This window comes from Vibrio vulnificus CMCP6, assembly GCF_000039765.1.
Lineage (GTDB): Bacteria > Pseudomonadota > Gammaproteobacteria > Enterobacterales > Vibrionaceae > Vibrio > Vibrio vulnificus_B.
On record NC_004460.2, the window covers coordinates 763,094 to 781,576 of the forward strand.

At 46.7% G+C, this 18,483-nt stretch carries 19 protein-coding genes and 1 pseudogene; 9 read left to right on the forward strand and 11 right to left on the reverse strand.

What is annotated here, in order from left to right; genetic code table 11:
* Positions 1–92 precede the first annotated feature (92 nt).
* Positions 93–305: a hypothetical protein gene (locus tag VV1_RS18420; RefSeq protein WP_043921157.1), complete on the reverse strand. Its 213-nt coding sequence runs from the start codon at positions 303–305 to the stop codon at positions 93–95.
* 92 nt (positions 306–397) lie between these two features.
* Here VV1_RS18420 and VV1_RS18425 point away from each other — a divergent pair, with 92 nt between their 5' ends.
* Positions 398–1,006, forward strand: a complete 609-nt coding sequence (locus VV1_RS18425) for a phage repressor protein CI (RefSeq protein WP_011081642.1) — start codon at positions 398–400, stop codon at positions 1,004–1,006.
* Positions 1,007–1,198: 192 nt separating this feature from the next.
* On the opposite strand, the pseudogene VV1_RS25330 reads toward VV1_RS18425, so the two are convergent.
* A pseudogene (locus VV1_RS25330) lies at positions 1,199–1,551 on the reverse strand (DNA cytosine methyltransferase); the annotation flags it as partial.
* A 206-nt stretch (positions 1,552–1,757) separates the two neighbouring features.
* On the opposite strand from VV1_RS25330, the gene VV1_RS18430 reads away from it, so the two are divergent.
* Entirely contained in the window at positions 1,758–2,789 is a 1,032-nt protein-coding gene (locus VV1_RS18430) for a phage integrase (RefSeq protein ID WP_011081643.1), read from the forward strand.
* A 119-nt stretch (positions 2,790–2,908) separates the two neighbouring features.
* Here VV1_RS18430 and VV1_RS18435 read toward each other — a convergent pair whose 3' ends face one another.
* Positions 2,909–3,955 carry a GMP reductase gene (locus VV1_RS18435; protein WP_011081644.1) on the reverse strand — a complete coding sequence of 349 codons (1,047 nt, stop codon included), beginning with the start codon at positions 3,953–3,955 and terminating at the stop codon, positions 2,909–2,911.
* A gap of 502 nt (positions 3,956–4,457) precedes the next feature.
* Between VV1_RS18435 and VV1_RS18440 the strand changes: the two genes are divergently transcribed.
* A complete protein-coding gene (locus VV1_RS18440; RefSeq protein WP_011081645.1) occupies positions 4,458–5,009 on the forward strand; it encodes an outer membrane beta-barrel protein in 552 nt (183 codons plus the stop codon).
* Between the two features lie 194 nt (positions 5,010–5,203).
* On the opposite strand, the gene VV1_RS18445 is transcribed toward VV1_RS18440, so the two are convergent.
* The 6 genes from VV1_RS18445 to narQ form a co-directional block, all read right to left on the reverse strand.
* Positions 5,204–6,700 carry a bifunctional ADP-dependent NAD(P)H-hydrate dehydratase/NAD(P)H-hydrate epimerase gene (locus VV1_RS18445; protein WP_011081646.1) on the reverse strand — a complete coding sequence of 499 codons (1,497 nt, stop codon included), beginning with the start codon at positions 6,698–6,700 and terminating at the stop codon, positions 5,204–5,206.
* A gap of 102 nt (positions 6,701–6,802) precedes the next feature.
* On the reverse strand, positions 6,803–7,243 hold the full coding sequence (locus tag VV1_RS18450; RefSeq protein WP_011081647.1) for a PAS domain-containing protein: 441 nt from the start codon (positions 7,241–7,243) through the stop codon (positions 6,803–6,805).
* Positions 7,243–8,247, reverse strand: a complete 1,005-nt coding sequence (locus VV1_RS18455; RefSeq protein ID WP_011081648.1) for a response regulator — start codon at positions 8,245–8,247, stop codon at positions 7,243–7,245. Before VV1_RS18455 ends, VV1_RS18450 begins: the two co-directional genes overlap by 1 nt.
* Before the next feature lie 282 nt (positions 8,248–8,529).
* On the reverse strand, positions 8,530–8,775 hold the full coding sequence (locus tag VV1_RS18460; RefSeq protein WP_011081649.1) for a hypothetical protein: 246 nt from the start codon (positions 8,773–8,775) through the stop codon (positions 8,530–8,532).
* A gap of 145 nt (positions 8,776–8,920) precedes the next feature.
* Positions 8,921–9,553 carry a response regulator gene (locus tag VV1_RS18465; protein WP_011081650.1) on the reverse strand — a complete coding sequence of 211 codons (633 nt, stop codon included), beginning with the start codon at positions 9,551–9,553 and terminating at the stop codon, positions 8,921–8,923.
* On the reverse strand, positions 9,550–11,265 hold the full coding sequence (narQ, locus tag VV1_RS18470; RefSeq protein ID WP_011081651.1) for a nitrate/nitrite two-component system sensor histidine kinase NarQ: 1,716 nt from the start codon (positions 11,263–11,265) through the stop codon (positions 9,550–9,552). Before narQ ends, VV1_RS18465 begins: the two co-directional genes overlap by 4 nt.
* Before the next feature lie 250 nt (positions 11,266–11,515).
* Between narQ and napF the strand changes: the two genes are divergently transcribed.
* The 6 genes from napF (at position 11,516) to VV1_RS24080 (ending at position 16,113) form a co-directional block, all read left to right on the forward strand.
* Positions 11,516–11,998: a ferredoxin-type protein NapF gene (gene napF, locus VV1_RS24075; protein ID WP_011081652.1), complete on the forward strand. Its 483-nt coding sequence runs from the start codon at positions 11,516–11,518 to the stop codon at positions 11,996–11,998.
* Positions 11,999–12,018: 20 nt separating this feature from the next.
* Positions 12,019–12,324 carry a chaperone NapD gene (locus VV1_RS18475; RefSeq protein WP_011081653.1) on the forward strand — a complete coding sequence of 102 codons (306 nt, stop codon included), beginning with the start codon at positions 12,019–12,021 and terminating at the stop codon, positions 12,322–12,324.
* On the forward strand, positions 12,321–14,810 hold the full coding sequence (gene napA / locus VV1_RS18480; protein ID WP_011081654.1) for a periplasmic nitrate reductase subunit alpha: 2,490 nt from the start codon (positions 12,321–12,323) through the stop codon (positions 14,808–14,810). The genes VV1_RS18475 and napA overlap by 4 nt, the downstream gene beginning before the upstream one ends.
* A gap of 77 nt (positions 14,811–14,887) precedes the next feature.
* Positions 14,888–15,361: a nitrate reductase cytochrome c-type subunit gene (locus VV1_RS18485; protein WP_039467535.1), complete on the forward strand. Its 474-nt coding sequence runs from the start codon at positions 14,888–14,890 to the stop codon at positions 15,359–15,361.
* Positions 15,362–15,391: 30 nt separating this feature from the next.
* Positions 15,392–15,967 (forward strand): cytochrome c3 family protein, encoded by a 576-nt coding sequence (locus VV1_RS18490; protein ID WP_011081656.1) that lies wholly within the window; start codon positions 15,392–15,394, stop codon positions 15,965–15,967.
* Positions 15,968–15,978: 11 nt separating this feature from the next.
* On the forward strand, positions 15,979–16,113 hold the full coding sequence (locus VV1_RS24080) for a TIGR02808 family protein (protein ID WP_011152451.1): 135 nt from the start codon (positions 15,979–15,981) through the stop codon (positions 16,111–16,113).
* Between the two features lie 135 nt (positions 16,114–16,248).
* On the opposite strand, the gene VV1_RS18495 is transcribed toward VV1_RS24080, so the two are convergent.
* Positions 16,249–17,310, reverse strand: a complete 1,062-nt coding sequence (locus VV1_RS18495; RefSeq protein ID WP_043921159.1) for a YjhT family mutarotase — start codon at positions 17,308–17,310, stop codon at positions 16,249–16,251.
* 11 nt (positions 17,311–17,321) lie between these two features.
* Positions 17,322–18,476: an N-acetylneuraminate epimerase gene (locus VV1_RS18500; RefSeq protein WP_011081657.1), complete on the reverse strand. Its 1,155-nt coding sequence runs from the start codon at positions 18,474–18,476 to the stop codon at positions 17,322–17,324.
* Positions 18,477–18,483: the final 7 nt, after the last annotated feature.

Consider the following 18,483-nt stretch of genomic DNA (forward strand, 5'->3'; position numbering starts at 1 on the left):
AAAATGGTATGAAAACGAAACCCAACCAAGAATGTGAGCCACAATGGGCAATGTCCCTTGGTTGGAATTAAGGAACATAAGCGCATGATGACCTATCCCATTCGTTGCAACGTTTCTCTTGTTGCCATTTCAAGTAACTCGACCATATTGATTAAAGGAGTTTCTTTAGCTTTAGCTTTCTCTTTAATGGGTAAGCGACCGTCTGAGACCCAATCCATGATGGTGCGTTTGGGCATGCCAGAGAACTGAGAATACTGGTCGTAAGTCATATACGGGGTATTTAGGACTACTTGATATGAAAGCATAGTGGTATCCTTGTAAGTGATTGAATGTTAATAAACGATCTAGCGAGCCGCAGCTCATAACTAGTTCGTATGCGAGAGATTATTGATCGTATATGCGAGAAAAACAAGCTCAGCTATCCGCTTTTGAATATCAAGGTGGAAAGCATGTCACAGAAAGATTGTGTAAGGCACTGGATGCAAAGAACTTAAGTGAGCTTTCGAGCATCCTAAATATACCTACTTCAACAATGTCTACATGGCATAAGCGCGAGCTATGTCCTTTCGAAGTAGTGATTAGAGCTCATATGTATACAGGCGTGTCGGTACGTTGGTTGACGCTTGGTGAAGGTGAACCCTTCCCAAATCGAACGGAGCGAACTGAATCTAACCTCCTTTTCGAAATCGACTCGCACAAAGTTCTCAATGGCGAGCTAGTTTCCCATGAAGTTCTCATTTTCGACAAAACCATATTAGATGACGCTTCAGTCACTAACATTATGGCAATTCGCGATGGCGAAAAGACTTACATCATTGATAAAGAAACACATCAAGCTGTAAGCGGAACTTATCTAGTCGATATGGACGGCCTTCTATCGCTGAACGAGATCCAGCGTTTACCAGGTAAGAAACTGGCGATTAGCTTTAATGGATCAACTCTTACAGTTGAAGAGGATGAGGTTAAGGTTGTTGGTAGGGTTGTGTTGGTGGTTGATAAAGTATGAAAAGCAATATGAAATCAAGTTAAAGAGTGTCTACTGATTTGGTGGCTATTCAGATCCTGTAGTGAAAGCCTGGATTCTACTTCGAGCTAGCGGTATATTTGAATGTCGCAATAAGCCTGCGCCTTTTTTGACAGCCTCAGGTAGACCATACCTGGAAGTCCACCATTTGATTCGGTTAATCGATGATGGTCCTGTTAGCACGCCGTTGTCACCGTCAGATCCTTTGTTTTTATCTGCAACTGACAAGTCTGGGCATGGTGACCCACCAATGAAACCCGTAAGTGCTTCTTTCTTAGCTTTTGTTACCAGTTCAGTTAAATGTTTGGCCTCTTCACCAGTTACGAGATCATCTATTGAACCATGGTAGTAACCATATTTTGGCTCAGGAATGCCTATTTGTTCTCTGGAGTACTTATATGCGTCTAGAAAAGGCTATGGAATTCGTTGATAAAACGCACATCAAAACCTGAGCGTTCGAAGCCTAAATCTAAAAATCCACTACCAGAGAAAAATAAGAAAATTATTGGTCGTTGTTGAGCTGACAAATAAGAGCCTTTCTTAATTGTTAATTCTATCGTTAAACAGTATCCAACCCGCCATAATACATTATAGCTACGGCAGCTAAAACAGGACTCTACTTTAGATAGACGGTTTGAGGGATGGAGGGATTGTTTTAAAGTCGCGACATAAAACATTGCAGTACATACAAACACATTTAAACTGTATTTATATACAGAAAAACGAGCTAACTATGTCTATCCGCAACTTAAAAGATGGGTCTAAAAAACCCTGGTTCTGCGAGTGTTACCTAAATGGTCGCCAGGGCAAAAGAGTTAGAAAGCGATTCGCGACTAAAGGCGAAGCCGCCGCTTTTGAGCGCTTTGTGACTAGAGAGATCGAAGACAAGCCCTGGGAAGGCGATAAACCCGATCACCGTAGGCTTACTCAACTGATAGAGATTTGGTTTACACGCTACGGAGTCACACTTGCTAATGGTGCAGTGGTGTACAGCAAGCTACTCAAGATGTCAGATGCGATGGGTAATCCAGTCGCTCCCCTTCTCAATGCCAAGTTGTATTCGGAATTTCGTAGTCAGCGTATGCATGGTCAGATTAGTTTTGTCGACCACAGGTGGCAAAAAGGTGCACCGAGTATCGCGACACTCAACTCTGAACTCGCCAGATTTAAGGCGGTATTCAGCAAACTTAAGGAACTGGGTGAATGGAAACTGGCCAATCCTGTAGAAGAAGTAAAACCATTTAAAGATCACGAACGCAGCATGGCTTTCTTACACGAAGGACAGATATCCCTGTTGCTTGAGCTAGTTGCACAACACAATCGTAAGGATATGCTCAAGATTGTGAAACTTTGCCTGGCCACCGGAGCACGTTGGAATGAGGCAGCGCAACTTAACGGCTCTCAGCTCACTAAATTCAAAGTCACTTATACCAACACAAAAACAAAGAAGAATCGCTCTGTACCCATCGCTGAAGAGCTATATAACGAGATCCATAAGCCAACTACTGGCAAGTTGTTTGAAGAGTGCTATACGCCTTTCTGCTACATTCTGAAGAATAAACTTGGCATTACCCTCCCATCAGGTCAAGCTTCGCACGTTCTGCGCCATTCATTCGCCAGCCACTTTATGATGAATGGTGGCAACATTCTTGTCCTGAGAGACATCCTTGGCCATGCCGATATAAGCATGACAATGCGTTATGCCCACTTCGCACCTGATCACTTGTCTGAGGCGATCACTCGCAACCCACTCGCGAATTTATAGTCATCGCCATAAAATTTTTTCTGCGGCTGTCGCCACTTTGTCGCCACTTGCCAAATTTAGGACAAAAAAAGAGCCGCTAAAAGCGGCTCTTAATAATTCGTTATTTCCGAAGTGTTGTCTTACTTCTCTTTACCAAACACATTGTTCTCTTGCTCAAGAACGCGGATGAATGTGGTGCGTTTTGTTAGCTCGCGAAGCTCCGCTGCGCCTACGTAGGTACAGGTTGAGCGTACGCCGCCAAGGATGTCTTGAATGGTGCCGTGAACACTGCCACGGTAAGGCAACAGTACGGTTTTTCCTTCTGCAGCGCGATAGCCTGCAACACCACCAGAATGCTTGTCCATCGCGCTCTTTGAAGACATGCCGTAGAATTTCATGTAACTTTCGCCGTCTTTTAGCACGATTTCACCGCCTGATTCTTCGTGGCCAGCGAGCATGCCGCCTAACATCACGAAATCTGCACCGCCGCCGAAGGCTTTCGCTACATCACCTGCACACGCACAACCACCGTCACCGATAATACGGCCACCAAGACCGTGCGCGGCATCGGCACACTCAATAATGGCAGAAAGCTGAGGGTAACCAACGCCCGTTTTCACGCGAGTGGTACATACTGAACCTGGGCCGATACCCACTTTAACGATGTCTGCGCCAGCAAGGATCAGCTCTTCTACCATATCGCCAGTGACGACGTTACCGGCTGAGATCACTTTGTCTGGGAACGCGGCGCGAACTTGCTGAACGTATTGCACTAGGTGCTCTGAATAGCCGTTGGCGATATCGATACAGATGAAAATCAGCTCATCGGAAAGCGCCATGACATCTTTGGTTTTTTGGAAGTCAGCTTCCGATGTGCCGGTTGAAACCATTACTTTGTTCAAGGTTTCGCTGTCAGCGTCTTTGACGAAATCGGCCCAATCTTGAACGGTGTAGTGTTTGTGGATGGCGGTCATTACACCGTGCTGAGAAAGTGCTTTCGCCATTTCGAAGCTGCCCACAGAGTCCATATTGGCAGCAATGACAGGCACGCCAGACCATTGACGACCACTATGTTTGAATGTAAACTCGCGGGTTAAATTTACTTGAGAACGGCTTTTCAGGGTAGAACGTTTCGGGCGAAACAGGACATCTTTAAAACCTAACTTAAGTTCTTGTTCGATACGCATTGTGTAATTCCTTGATTCATAACTTGTATGTGTCATCGCAGAGTGCGTAGTAACCAAGTTGGCAGACGAGGTTACTGTTCTTCGGACACAAAAAAACCGGAGCGTTGGCAGACGCTCCGGTTTTCAGCATTATAGGTCGCGATTTTTTTTCGACAAGTCTGATTTTTTAAATTTTTTTGTGCTACCATCGCAGAGATTCCATACCCACTCCCCCTGATTTCTCTCTTAATTTCTTTTTTATCTTTTAATTCATGCCGTTAGTTAAGAAACCGTTCGCAAACGCTTGCGCAATGCTTTGGCTATTTGTTCACCCATATCCGTTTTTTTCTCAAGATGTGACCTAAACGAGGTGATCGCTGCTTATCAACCTTCTCACTTTTTTGTTAACCCGCCTAAACTTTTAGTATGAAAAGCGGACTGTTTTTTGCTTAGTAAGGTATTAAGGAATAAACAAGGAACACTTTTGCCGCTCGGCAAATGAACAACAAAGGCAGTGTCGATAATGAAAAAACTCTCTTTAATCACTCTTGCATTAGTGACTACGCTTCCTGCTGCGGCATACGCAAAAGGGGAAATGGGCTCCATGTACACCAACGTGGGAGCAACAATGGTAAGCAATGGCAACGAAGAAGAACTCGCTTACTTTTTCCAAGTCGGCTACAACCACCGCATTACCGATTTTCTTTCCGCTGACGTGAGTTATAAAAAGGTAGAAACGGTAAACAGCAGTGTGGCGGCCAACTCGAAAGATTTTGTACAAACCTATAACGCGTATGGTGTGGGCTTGAGGGTCGATCAACACCTTGGCGCGCTCAGTATCTACGGAAAAGCTGGGGCAAGTTACATTGAGTCAGAGTTGACGAAGTGGGACACGGTGACGTCTGCGGAAAAAACCACCACGGATGACAGCTTTAAACCTTATGCAAGTGCAGGCGTGAGCTTAGCCTCTCCGTTTGATCAACGTTTAACGCTAGATGCCGCTGTCACTTATCAGATGCTGCCGAATGATGAGCACGCTACCTCAGTGAGTGCTGGCGTGAAGTTCTCGTTCTAAGCGGTTCCGGTCCAAGCGGCAGAACTTTCTGCCTGTTCAATGTGCTCAAACCGCCATCGTGGTGGTTTGAGTCTATATTCATTTGTCTCTGCCTCACCTTAACGCTGAGGCAAATGGGGTGAACTCGATACTGGACAAACTCGGTGAAAGATAAGTTGCCAAAATGCAAGTCGTCACAATGTTGCGGGATAGGTTCAATCAGCGTTCAGCAACTGACGAATTTTGTCGAACAAATCGGAGGCCAGTAAACCTATCTCCCCTTTTTCCGTCGCGCAAATATCCGCCGCACAACTGTGTAAAAGCACGCCTAGCGATGCGGCTCTCAATAATGGCAGCTTCTGTGCCAATAACGCACCGATCACTCCGGAAAGCACATCGCCCATTCCCCCCGTAGCCATGCCAGGGTTGCCAGCGCTACACGCGAAAGTCTGTGTACCATCACAAATAAGAGTGCCAGCCCCCTTAAGGACCACCACTCCTCCGTATTGGCTTTGCAATACTGAAATCGCGGCAAATCGATCGGCTTCGACTTCATTAACGCTACAGCCGAGCAACCTTGCGGCTTCTCCCGGATGCGGGGTAATAATGCGCCGATCATTGTGGTTTGGGTAGCGCGCAAGCCAGTTCAAAGCATCGGCATCTAACACCATTGGCCCTTGGAAATTGGCAATGTCGTTCCAACGTTTTTTTGCCCATTCATCGGTTCCTAAACCCGGCCCCACCACGAGTACATCGGCCCAATCGAGTTTCTTTTCGAGCTCTCTCTTGTCTTCGTTATAGCCCAGCGTCATCACTTCAGGGCAATGAATTTGCAGCGGCAAGGCGGATTCTGGATGCGTCAGCGCGGCCACCAAACCTGCGCCACTGCGCGCGCAAGCGGTTGCCGCTAATGAGATTGCCCCAGACATGCCGCGGTTACCCCCGAGCAACACAACACGTCCATGGTCGCCTTTATGAGCGCAGCGGTCTCTGGTAAGTCGCCATTGAGCAATCTCATCACGCTCAATCGTCATCTTGAAACTCGGGACTAATTTGGAAAATTCAGCACCGACGCCAAGGTCAGCAAAATGTATCGCACCACAAAACGCTCTCGCTTTTCCCGTGACGAGCCCTTGTTTGGTGCCAATGAAGGTGACGGTGTGATCGGCATGAATAGCGTCAGGAAGCGCTTGGCCAGTATCAGCACAAAGTCCGGACGGAATATCCACTGACACAATCGGTTTTCCCGCGAGGTTGACCGTGTCTATGACCTTGGCCATCTTTTCACGAACAGCGCCTGCTAGGCCTGTACCCAGCAGAGCATCCACCACCAAATCGCAGTCCGAAAGTGCCGCGTTGAGGCTGGCGGTGTCAGATATTTCTCCTCCAGCGTCTCGCCACGCTTGCTGCGCTTGTTTGGCATCTCCGCTTAGACTCTCTGCATTGCCACTTTGAATAAGTACCACATGCAAACCTTGCTGACGAGCTAATCGCGCAACCACATAGCCATCACCGCCATTGTTTCCCTTGCCACACACCACACATAAGCGTGATACCGCAGGGTAATAGTTAAGGATCACAGCAAATGTAGCGCGCCCTGCTCTTTCCATCAGCTCATAGAGTGTCACGCCCGCATTGGCGGCAGCGCCCACTTCCCCTTCTCTTACTTGCTTTGCGGTATACAGTGCTTTGCGTAAATCCATGGCAGACACCTTATTTTTCGCGTTACTGAAATCTCTACGATGACTATAGACGAAAAAGCCAAGGAAAACCTTGGCTTAAAAGAGAGTTTGCACAAATTGCTCGACAAAATGCTATTGATGTTGCTGCGCCATGATCGCTTCTGCGGTGGCATCTTGTATGGAGAGAAACAGTGATTTCACTTGCCCCGTGGGTGTGCGCATCGGGTTGAGAGTCACGTTTTGGTACATGAACTCCGCTTGCTGTGTCACTGGGCGTACGTTGCGGCAGCGGAACAAATACGGGCGCTGACGCCAGGTGATAAAGCTACGACAGCCCAAGTTGTACACAGGCTTGGTTTTTAATTTGAACCATTCTTGGGGGATCTCTGGAAAGAGTTCAAAGATCGATTTGCCAATGGCGTCGTGCGCTTGTTTGCCACTGTGGTGCGTCATAAATCCATTCCACACTTGCACATTGTAATCGGTATCCAACACGATCAAACCCATGTCGACGTTTTGCACCATGTCCACCATCCAGTGGAACTGTTCAAATTCTGCAGGAAGATTAAGCATTAGAAGTCCTCCATCAGATAAGCGAGTTTGTTGTCTAACAACGGCAGTGACTCATCAACGAACATAAACAGCAAGTCACAACGAATCGACGTATTTTCAATGGTATAACTCACTTCAAACGTCATGGTTTTAGTAAATGAGCCGGTAGTATTTTCAATCACAGAATCAATTGATATGTGCTGACCTAACAAGACAGGAGAGCTTTGGAAAAAACGCACTTCCGCTTGCTGCCCTAAGCCATTCAGGAAGGAGCCAACTAAGATATTGGAAACGTCCATAAGAAGCTCGAGCTCTTCCAGTTCTTCGCTGTCTGCCGGTACTTTCATCAGTTTTTTCAGGTCGGCAACACTGGAATCGCTGAGCAAGACGAGTGCCTCTCCCGCAATCCCTTCACCACTGAAACCTTGGCATACGCCGGAAACGTTGTCACTTTCCGCCAAATCGCGCAGCGCCATGTGCAGCTCGCTGAGCTCAAAGATATTCACGTTCGGTAGCGGCAAGTTTACAAACACATCAAAGTGCCTTGCCAACGCATCTGCAGCGCGACCAATGGAAACGTTCGCCACTTCCATGTAGATGTCACGGCGACGTAAAATCGGCAATTCGATGGTTCTTGGCGTGACAACTTGCGGCACCGATGCTGGCTCCACCAACTCTTTGAGTGTCGCTTTCAGTTCATCTTGGCCGATCGGCTTTTGAATAAATGCCTTAGCTCCCAGTGCGAAAACGCGTTCTTTCGCTTTGGGTTGGATATCGCCGGAGACAACGATAACGGGCGTATTGTCACCACGGTTTCGCATTTCTTCTAATGTTCCAAAGCCATCCAGCTCTGGCATGGTGAGATCAAGGAACATTAATTTAAATTGTTTTTGGCTCAGTTCTTCTAATGCGTTAAGACCATGCACTGCGAATGTAATATCCGCATTCAAAGAAGCAGGTAGTGAGCGAGCCATTTGCTTTCGAGCAAGCGCTGAGTCATCACAGATGAGTACAGGAAAAGACATTCAACCACCCTTTTGACAGGTATTCCACTGCAACAAGTTTAACAGATAGATACTAAATGACGTACGGAAACTGACGTATTTATTATTGTTGTTCGCTATAAGTATGAACGTTATTTAACGAGAATACGAAATAACTTCTAGGGTGGGAACGATTTTCTATGGCCTCGGTAACAAAAATCTTTTAAATAAGAATTAGTTAAGGAAAAGCGTTTAACTTTTGTTCGTTTTCCATACAAAAAGAGAAAGCGCCCAACGAATTAGGCGCTTTTGATTGAGAATGTATTAAAGAGTGTAGACAGGGAAAATGATCATTAGGCCAAAACGCATTACCACTGCAAACAGACACAAACCAATGCCAAGGCGATACCATTTAAACTCACTGATCGACATCGGAATGCGTTTGTAGAACATCGTTGCAATTCCTCGCCAATCTTGGCTGCGTTTTCCATACTGAATAACGCCTGTTAGCACGAAAAGTATGCCTAGCAACAGTATGGCTTTTTCAAGCATGTATAAACCCGCTTCCATGTGATCCCTCTCATCTACCGCTATTGTTACTGCTTGGTATCATAGTAGCGGTATGAGGCAAAGAGATCTCTTGGACTTAAGTCTTAGTTAACCTGATTAGCAAGATGAAGCCCAATAAACGTCAACATCGACCAAGCATGTTGCGTTACTTTAGTTCACCATAGCGTTCAAGAAACAGCACTGTCGCCGCGGTGCGCGAAGGCACTTTGAGTTTTTTCAACAAGCTCTTCATGTGCACTTTGACCGTCGATTCAGAGATAAACAATCGGTCTGCGATCTGCTTGTTGCGAAAACCACGCGCCACTTCTTGTAGAATTTGGCGCTCACGCTCGGTCAGTTCATCAAAGACATCGGTGTTCTCTTCACGCTGCAGCAAATATTTCGCGACAACGCTGCTGTAGGCTTTGTCGCCCAAGTGCGCTTTCTCAAGCAACTCTACCAGCTCATCGGGCTCAGTATCTTTCAGAAGGTAGCCATCCGCGCCTGCTTTTACGATGGCTTCGATGTCAGCGGGGCTATCTGATACGGTTAAGATAACGATACTGGCTTCACAGCCATCAGCTCGCAATGCTTTTAAGGTATCCAAACCAGACATACCTTTCATGTTGAGATCCAACAAGATGAGGTCTAATTCGTTTTCATGCGCTTTAGCAACGGCCTCAGTGCCATTACTGGCTTCTGCGACCACTTCAAATTGCTCTTCAAAGCTTAATAGTTGGTTAATACCACGACGCATCAAGGGATGATCGTCCACCAACATTACTCTACACACCGTCAAATTCGTGTTTCCTTAATACGTTGATATTTTAACACTACAGCACAACCATTCTGTGGCGATGCGGTGACCGATAACGATCCGTTCAAACGCGCTGCTCGCTCTTGCATGATGGACATTCCGTAGTGATTCAATTTCTGGTTACACTGATCAAACCCTACCCCATCATCACTCACGGATACCGTGACCCACTCCCCTTCTTCACAACATTCGATCCGAATGTTGGCAGCTTTAGAGTGTTTAATGGCGTTGATGGTGGCTTCACGAATCAGTTGCAACAAATGCACTTGTTGGTGAGCGTCCAGTTCCACCGACGAAAGATCATTGGTTAAATGAATCTCCGCTTCCGTTTGATCCCCTAGTTGCACCACCATTTCTTGTAGCGCTTGACCAAAGGTGCCTTCTTTAATCGTGAGTCGGAAAGTCGTCAGCAGTTCGCGTAATTGGGTATATGCCGACGACAGTCCAGTATCTAATTCTGCAATCACTTGATTGGTGCGCGCTAGTTGAGGCTCATCGTTCAACTTCGCGACACTGCGTTTGAGCAATGATACCTGAATCTTGAGGTAAGAAAGAGATTGTGCCAACGAATCATGTAACTCACGCGCAATCGTCGCTCGTTCTTCCATCAAAAGTAGTTGTTCCGCTTGTCTTTGCGCCTGATTGTAGTAGACCGCACGCGATAGAATTTGCACGAAGTTGTCGATCAACGCTTGATCTGGGCACGGCAAACCGCTGCACCAATGCAAATACCCTAGGTGTTGCCCATCGAGCGTTAACGCTTTTTGATTACAACGCCCGACGCATTTAGGGCCTTCAGTGAGCACCAAGTTACGCTCGCCGATCTCTTCAATCTCTAATTTGGCGGACACAATGCCTTCGATACTCACAATGTGTCTCAAAATCGCTTGGAAGTTCTCTTGGCTGATGCGTGACGCCGTCAGCTCTTGAGAGGAATGATACAGCACCTGAAGAGACTGATTGGCGTGTTGCAGCTTGTGCGTCTTCTCATTCACCGCTTGTTCCAAACCTCGGTAGAGTTTACCCAGGTCAGCCGCCATATTGTTGAAGGTTCTGGTGAGGATACCCATTTCATTATCACTGGTGACATTGAGGGAAACATCAAACGAGCGCGATTGAATTTGCTCACTGGCGGTGACCATCGCCTTGAGTGGCGTAACCACTTCACGACGCACAAAGTGAACAACAAAAATGCTCACCAATAAAATCCCACCCAAGCCTAAACCACCGACCCAAGCGAGCTTGATCAGCTTTTGCTCGGAAAAATGTTGCAGCTTAAAAACAAAAGCGTCAATTTGTGAAACAAAGCCAGCGACCAAAACCAAGTAGCGTTCTCTATCTTTACTTTGCAGCACTTCTTTTAATTCGTGCCAACGCATGATCAAACGATAGTAGTCGTGGGTAATGTCATCAGGCACTGTCCAATTTTGCAGTGCTTTCATGGAAGGCGAGTATATCGAACGCTCAAACAAATAGATGTGAGAGGAATAATCCTGCGCATTGATTTGAATATCATGGGCTAAACGGTAGCTTTGCATGCGCATCGAGCCTGCCACGTTGACTGCCTCGGCATCATTCAAGCTAGAAGCTAGGTTGATAATTGCAAAACTGGTCGTTGCAATAGATAACAGCAAGATCAAGCCCATTGCCTTCGCAATCGTGCTTGTTACTGACTTTTTCACCGTTTTTAGCAATTTATAACCTCTTCACTAACAAAACGGCAGCGAAGCCTCTCCGTTTCACGTTTTTCTGTTAACAATATCAATATGTGATCACTCTCGCCGGAATTTATTGATCTAAAACAACATTGCCTCTTAATTACCCCCTAAGGGGTATTTATACAAATATGTCAAAAACTACAATTTATGTGCGCTTAAATGACAGTTTATTAATGAGAAATGTGAACTAACATTAAGTCATGTTTCTTAAACTCAGGATAGTACAGTGGTAGACCTTTCAAGAAGACGATTATTTTCCAGAAAAAAAGTCGATGACGGCTTAATTCGTCTTCCCTGGTTGGCTGATCGCATGCAGTTTACCGATCAATGCACTCGATGTGGTAAATGCGTTGAGCAATGTGAAACTCAAATCATTGTTAAAGGCGACGGAGGCTTTCCTACCGTCGATTTCTCTATTGATGAATGTACGTTTTGTTACCGTTGCGCAGAAGTCTGTCCCGAGTCACTTTTTTTAGCGAAAGATGCGCAACCTTGGCAAGCAAAGGCAATAATAAATGAGTCCTGTTTGTCGTACCACAACGTGGAATGTCGCAGTTGTGGCGAGATGTGTGAACCCATGGCTATCCAATTCAAATTGGAAATCGGCAAGGTCGCACAACCTCAGATAAACCTTGATGAATGTAGTGGATGTGGCGCTTGTGTTTCGGTTTGCCCTTCTTCATCCATCAATGTGAGCATAAACGAATAAAAGAATAATGAGAGAGAATTATGGCACTAAATGAAGTGCATATTTCAAGTTTAGTGGTACACGTGGCCCCTGAGCACTTAGGCACGATAAAGACGCAGATCGAAACCATCGAGAACGCGGAAATTTATGGTGATAGCCCAGAAGGCAAAATCGTCGTGGTTCTGGAAACCGAAAACCAAGGTTTCGTTACCGACACCATTGAAACCATCAACAATTTACCGAACGTTCTCAGCACGGTTCTGGTTTATCACCAAATTGAAACCGATCTGGATGACACGGACGAAGACACTGGAACACAACATTCCCAAATCGAGGGTGAAGTATGAAAATGACAAGACGTGCGTTTGTGAAAGCAAACGCAGCTGCATCAGCGGCGGCAGTAGCTGGCATTACGCTGCCTGCTTCAGCAGCAAACCTGATCGCAAGCTCAGACCAAACCAAAATCACATGGGACAAGGCTCCTTGTCGTTTCTGTGGTACAGGCTGTTCTGTACTCGTAGGTACTCAGAACGGTAAAGTCGTTGCAACACAAGGTGACCCTGAAGCACCGGTAAACAAAGGCTTGAACTGTATCAAAGGTTACTTCCTATCGAAGATCATGTACGGTCAAGACCGTCTGACTCAGCCACTTTTACGTATGAAAGATGGCAAATACGACAAAGAAGGTGACTTCACGCCAGTGTCTTGGGATGTGGCATTCGACACCATGGCTGAGAAGTGGAAAGCTTCTCTGGCGAAGAAAGGCCCAACAAGCATCGGTATGTTTGGTTCTGGCCAGTGGACGGTAATGGAAGGTTACGCGGCGGCGAAAATGATGAAAGCGGGTTTCCGCTCGAACAACATCGACCCGAACGCGCGTCACTGTATGGCATCTGCGGTAGTTGGTTTTATGCGTACCTTCGGTATCGATGAACCAATGGGTTGTTACGATGACTTCGAACACGCAGATTCTTTCGTGCTTTGGGGTTCAAACATGGCAGAAATGCACCCTGTTCTTTGGACTCGTATCACTGACCGCCGACTAAGCCACCCGCATGTTAAAGTAAACGTACTTTCTACTTACTACCACCGTTCTTTTGAACTGGCTGACAGCGGTTACATTTTCAAGCCTCAATCTGATTTGGCGATCGCAAACTTCATCGCAAACTACATCATCCAAAACGATGCCGTAAATTGGGATTTCGTTAATAAACACACCAACTTCAAACAAGCGACTACCGATATCGGTTACGGCTTGCGTGACGATGATCCGCTGCAGAAACAAGCGAAAAACCCGAACTCGGGCAATATGACCTCCATTTCGTTTGAAGAGTACAAAAAATCGGTTGCACCATACACGGTTGAAAAAGCATCAGAGATGTCTGGCGTTGCGCAAGACAAACTGATTGAACTTGCAAAACAGTATGCGGATCCGAACACCAAAGTGATGTCACTTTGGACAATGGGTATGAACCAACATACTCGTGGTGTGTGGATGAACAGCCTTGTTTACAACATCCACCTACTAACCGGAAAAATTTCCACTCCGGGTAACAGCCCATTCTCGTTGACTGGTCAGCCATCAGCTTGTGGTACGGCTCGTGAAGTAGGTACATTTGCACACCGTCTGCCTGCAGACATGGTCGTTGCGAATCCGAAACACCGTGCGATTGCTGAGAAAATTTGGAAACTGCCTGAAGGCACTATTCCACCAAAACCAGGCTTCCACGCAGTTCTTCAAGACCGCATGCTGCACGATGGTGTACTGAACTGTTACTGGGTTCAGTGTAACAACAACATGCAAGCTGGCCCGAACATCAATGGTGAACGTCTACCAGGTTACCGTAACCCTGAAAACTTCATCGTCGTGTCTGACCCATACCCAACGGCGACAGCGCAAGCGGCTGACTTAATCCTTCCTACAGCAATGTGGATCGAAAAAGAAGGCGCTTACGGTAACGCAGAGCGTCGTACTCAAGCGTGGTACCAACAAGTTGGCACAGTCGGTGAAGCGAAGTCTGACTTGTGGCAAGTGATGGAGTTCTCTAAACGCTTCAAGATGGAAGAAGTGTGGCCAGAAGAGCTTCTAGCGAAAGCGCCTCAGTACCGTGGTAAAACCATGTACGACATGCTGTTCGCTAACGGGCAAGTGGATAAGTTCCCATTGTCAGAAGCTCGCCAGCTTAACGATGATTCACACCACTTTGGCTTCTACGTACAGAAAGGTCTGTTCGAAGAGTATGCTGAGTTTGGCCGCGGCCATGGGCACGACCTAGCACCATACGATGTTTACCACACTGTTCGCGGTTTACGTTGGCCAGTGGTTGACGGCAAAGAAACACTTTGGCGTTACAAAGAAGGCTCGGATCCCTATGCGAAGAAAGGCTCTGGATGGGACTTCTACGGCAAACCTGATGGCAAAGCACTGATCATCTCAGCCCCTTACGAGGCGCCACCTGAGTCTCCAGATGCTGAATACGACATGTGGCTATGTACTGGCCGTGTTCTTGAACACTGGCACACAGGCACCATGACTCGTCGTGTTCCTGAGCTTTACAAAGCGGTTCCAGACGCGGTGTGTTACATCCACCCAGAAGATGCGAAAGCACGCGGTCTGCGCCGTGGTGACGAGGTTCTTATTTCGAACAAACGTGGTGAAGTACGTGTTCGTGTCGAAACTCGTGGCCGTAACCGTCCACCTCAAGGCTTGGTATTCGTACCATTCTTTGATGCACGAATTCTGATTAACAAGTTGATCCTTGATGCGACTGACCCGCTGTCTAAACAGACAGACTTCAAGAAGTGTCCAGTTAAGATCACTAAAGTTGCTTAACAGACCGAAATGCACAGGCTGCTCTTAGACTTAAGGGCAGCTTGAAAAGAATTAAGCCATCAGGCGGAGATTACATGATGAAAAAACTATTAATGGCACTGTTATCTGTAAGTGCACTTTCATTGGGGACATTGGTAGCAGGTGTTGCACAAGCTGAGCTGGATAACCCAGGCGGCATCGGTGGTTTAGAATCACTACGTGGCGCAACCAACCTTGAAGACACACGTCCTGCAGATGATTTTAAGAAGTTCCCTCGTGAACAAACGCTAGACAGTGATTACATCTATCAACCACCATTGATTCCACACAATATTCGTGGCTACGAAGTAACACTCAACGCGAACAAATGTTTGGCGTGTCATAGCTGGAAAAACGCTAAAGAAATGGGCGCAACCAAAATCAGTGTGACTCACTTTGTAAACCGTGAAGACGCTGTATTGGCTGACGTATCACCTCGTCGTTACTTCTGTTTGCAGTGCCACGTTCCTCAAGCGAATGCTAAACCGCTTGTAGAGAACGATTTCGAGCGCGTTGACTCACTGCGCAAGTAATAGCCAACAACAGAATCAAAGAGGCTATCTATGAAATTACTTAAAGCGTTTTGGAAGCGACTAAGCACTCCTAGTAAAGCAGCAGCGGGTATTTTGCTGTTCATGGGATTTGCTGGTGGTCTTCTATTCTGGGGCGCATTCAACACGGGTATGGAGGCGACTAACTCAGAAGAGTTCTGTTCTGGTTGTCACGCTCCAATTGTTGCGGAAATCCAGGAAACGATTCACTACTCTAACCGTTCTGGTGTTCGTGCGATTTGTTCCGACTGTCACGTACCTCATGAGTGGACAGATAAGATCGTCCGTAAAGTGCAAGCATCAAAAGAGTTGTTTGCCCACTTCATCGGTACTATCGATACACCTGAGAAATTCCAAGAGCGTCGTGCTCACCTTGCTGAGCGTGAATGGGCTCGCTTGAAAAAGAATGACTCATTGGAATGTCGTAACTGTCACGAGTTTGAATACATGGACTTTTCTGAACAAGGTGCGCGCAGTGCAAAACAGCACTCGACGGCATTGGCTTCTGGCGAAAAAACCTGTGTAGACTGCCACAAAGGTATCGCTCACAAACTGCCTGACATGCACGGCGTTGAAGGCTGGCAATAAGGAGAACAAGCATGAGTACACTGGAATCGGTTATTTGGCATGTTCTTGGTTATAGCGCTATGCCTGTCATTATTCTAACTGGGTTTGCTGGCGTTGCTGCCGTCTCACTCTGGTTACTGTCTTTGGGTAAAGACAAAGACATCTAAGAATTCGTCAACTCTTTTGCCTATTTTGTTGATGACAAAACCCCAGATGGTTTCCCATCTGGGGTTTTCTTTTTAGCATCTGAGACCATTTCTATTCGGTGTTTTCGCTCTCTCTATCAGCCTTTATCACTGCCTCTATTCGAGTTCAATTGCATAAACTTGCTTCGTTGCTTCTCCTTGACTGTTTTCTCCTCCCAACAAGAGAAGAGTGTTCTCCATCATCACTGAGCAACCATAAGCCAGCCCCTGAGGCAGCAGACCAACACATGACCACCCTTCCCCATCAAAACACCAAATATCTCGACTGTAGTGTTTGATGAGCCCTTTATGGCTATACCACTGCCCTTTCTTATAGTTTTCTTGGCTACCGACAAAATAGGCACCGCCTGCCACGAGAAGTTGGCGCTGATTTGTCCCAGCAAAAGCCCCCGCCAGACCTTCGTGCAATGCCTGTTTATCAATGATCGAAGGGAAACGGTTACATTCCACTTCACCATGGGTGCAAAAGCGATACTGCTTAGTTGTTACGCTGCGAAGACCCGGTTTTATCTCACCTTCAATCAATAAATAATTGTCTTGATAATGAAGAATAGACGCACCGCAGTTAGCAGAATATGGATTGATGCTCAGCTCTCGCCATTGATGTGTCTGACAATCAAAACCAATAATGCTCTGATTCCAGCCATACGCGTGGACTGGCTGAGACATAAAAGCCTCAAGCAAACTACGATGAGCGTCGCTACCGGGCGCGACATCACTCAGTTCTGCCACAAAAGAATCGAACGTCTCTTTGTTATAGCCGCCCCAAAACGCCAGTTGGCCTTGTTGCCACTCGCAACCACTGGCACCAAGAAGTCCAACAGGAGGAGGGGTTTGTATTGCTTGCCAACACCATAATTCAGCATTGAAGAAATACCCATCCATCAGTACTTGTGTAGTTACAGTAGCCTCTGGTTGGCCTGCCCCCGAGAAAACGTAAAGACCATCAGCAACGGCAATGCAGACCGCATCGTTTCGCCGGCAACCGGGAAATTCAGGGGCGAGTTGCCACCCCCGCTCTCGCTTTGAATCTTCTAAGTAGAACAACTGCTGACCAGCACTGCCTAAGCCAATAAAAATACGATCGCCGACTCTTGCCGCAATGCCATTCTTGATGCCAATGGGTAAAGCGGGAAATGTTTCACGAATATTGAGCATAACCCTTCCTGCTAATCGACGATGTCTATTTGGTTATTGTTGAGGCCAACAAGGTACACTTTGGTGCTCGCAGTGCGATCGGCCCGTTCTCCACCCACCATCAATACACCGCCTTTAACACTGAATGATGCGCCATAAGCCAATCCTTCAGGCAGTTGACCCACTTGTTGCCAAACGCCTTTTTGCTTGGCGTATATTTCGCTGTTGTAAGCTTTACTCAAACCGTTGTGCGCGAACATCTGGCCCGATTCAAACTGTGCTTTCGCGCCATGAAAATTTGCACCACCCGCGACGAGAAGGGTGTTACTCACCACTCCAGAATATGCTCCTGCAATTCCTTCTTGTTGCGCTTGTCCCTTGGCCGCTGGCAGAGCATAGGTACTTTGCCATGGCTGCAATTCACCGTAAGTAAAGGTTTTTACTTCCGCGGTTCTCAAACCTGGTTTGATTTCGCCAGAAATGAGCGTGATACTCGGGCCGTCAATGACTGTTGCACTGCCACAATTAGGAAGATAGGGAGAGCGAGTCACAACGTCCCATTTATCGTTAGTAGGATTAAAACTCAGAACATCGCGATTCCATTGATACGCTAACGGCTCCATCCCCATGTAATCATCGACAATTTTCTGCCATTGTTCAGGCTGAGCTTTCTTATCCGTTCGAGTAATGTCAGCAAGGTACTTATCAAACAACGGTTTACTGTAACCACCGAAAAACAGCACCTGTTTACCATCAGGCGAATAAGAAGAAGCACCAAGTAGCCCAACAGGTGTTTGAGTTTTCACTTGATGCCAGCGGTTCGTCTGGGTATCAAAGCGATAAACCGTATCAAAAATAATGGGGGAACTTGCGTCATCAGACGCTTTGCCCGAACCACCAAAAACAAAAATGTTTTCACCAACCACAGTTGCAGTCGCGCCGCTGCGTTCCGAACCAATAAACTCAGCAAGCAATGTCCAACCGTTTTGCGGCGCTTGGGTGTCCAGAACATAAAAGGATTTTTCTGCCGAACCTAAACCAACATAAACCTTGCTGCCTATTTGGGCGCTAACCCCATTTTTTACCCCTATGGGCAGATCTGGCCAGTGATTGTTCGCTAACGCCATATGAGAGAGTAAAGAGGAAGAAGCCAGCAGCGGTAACAGTAAGTACTTTGTTTTCATCATTGTTTTT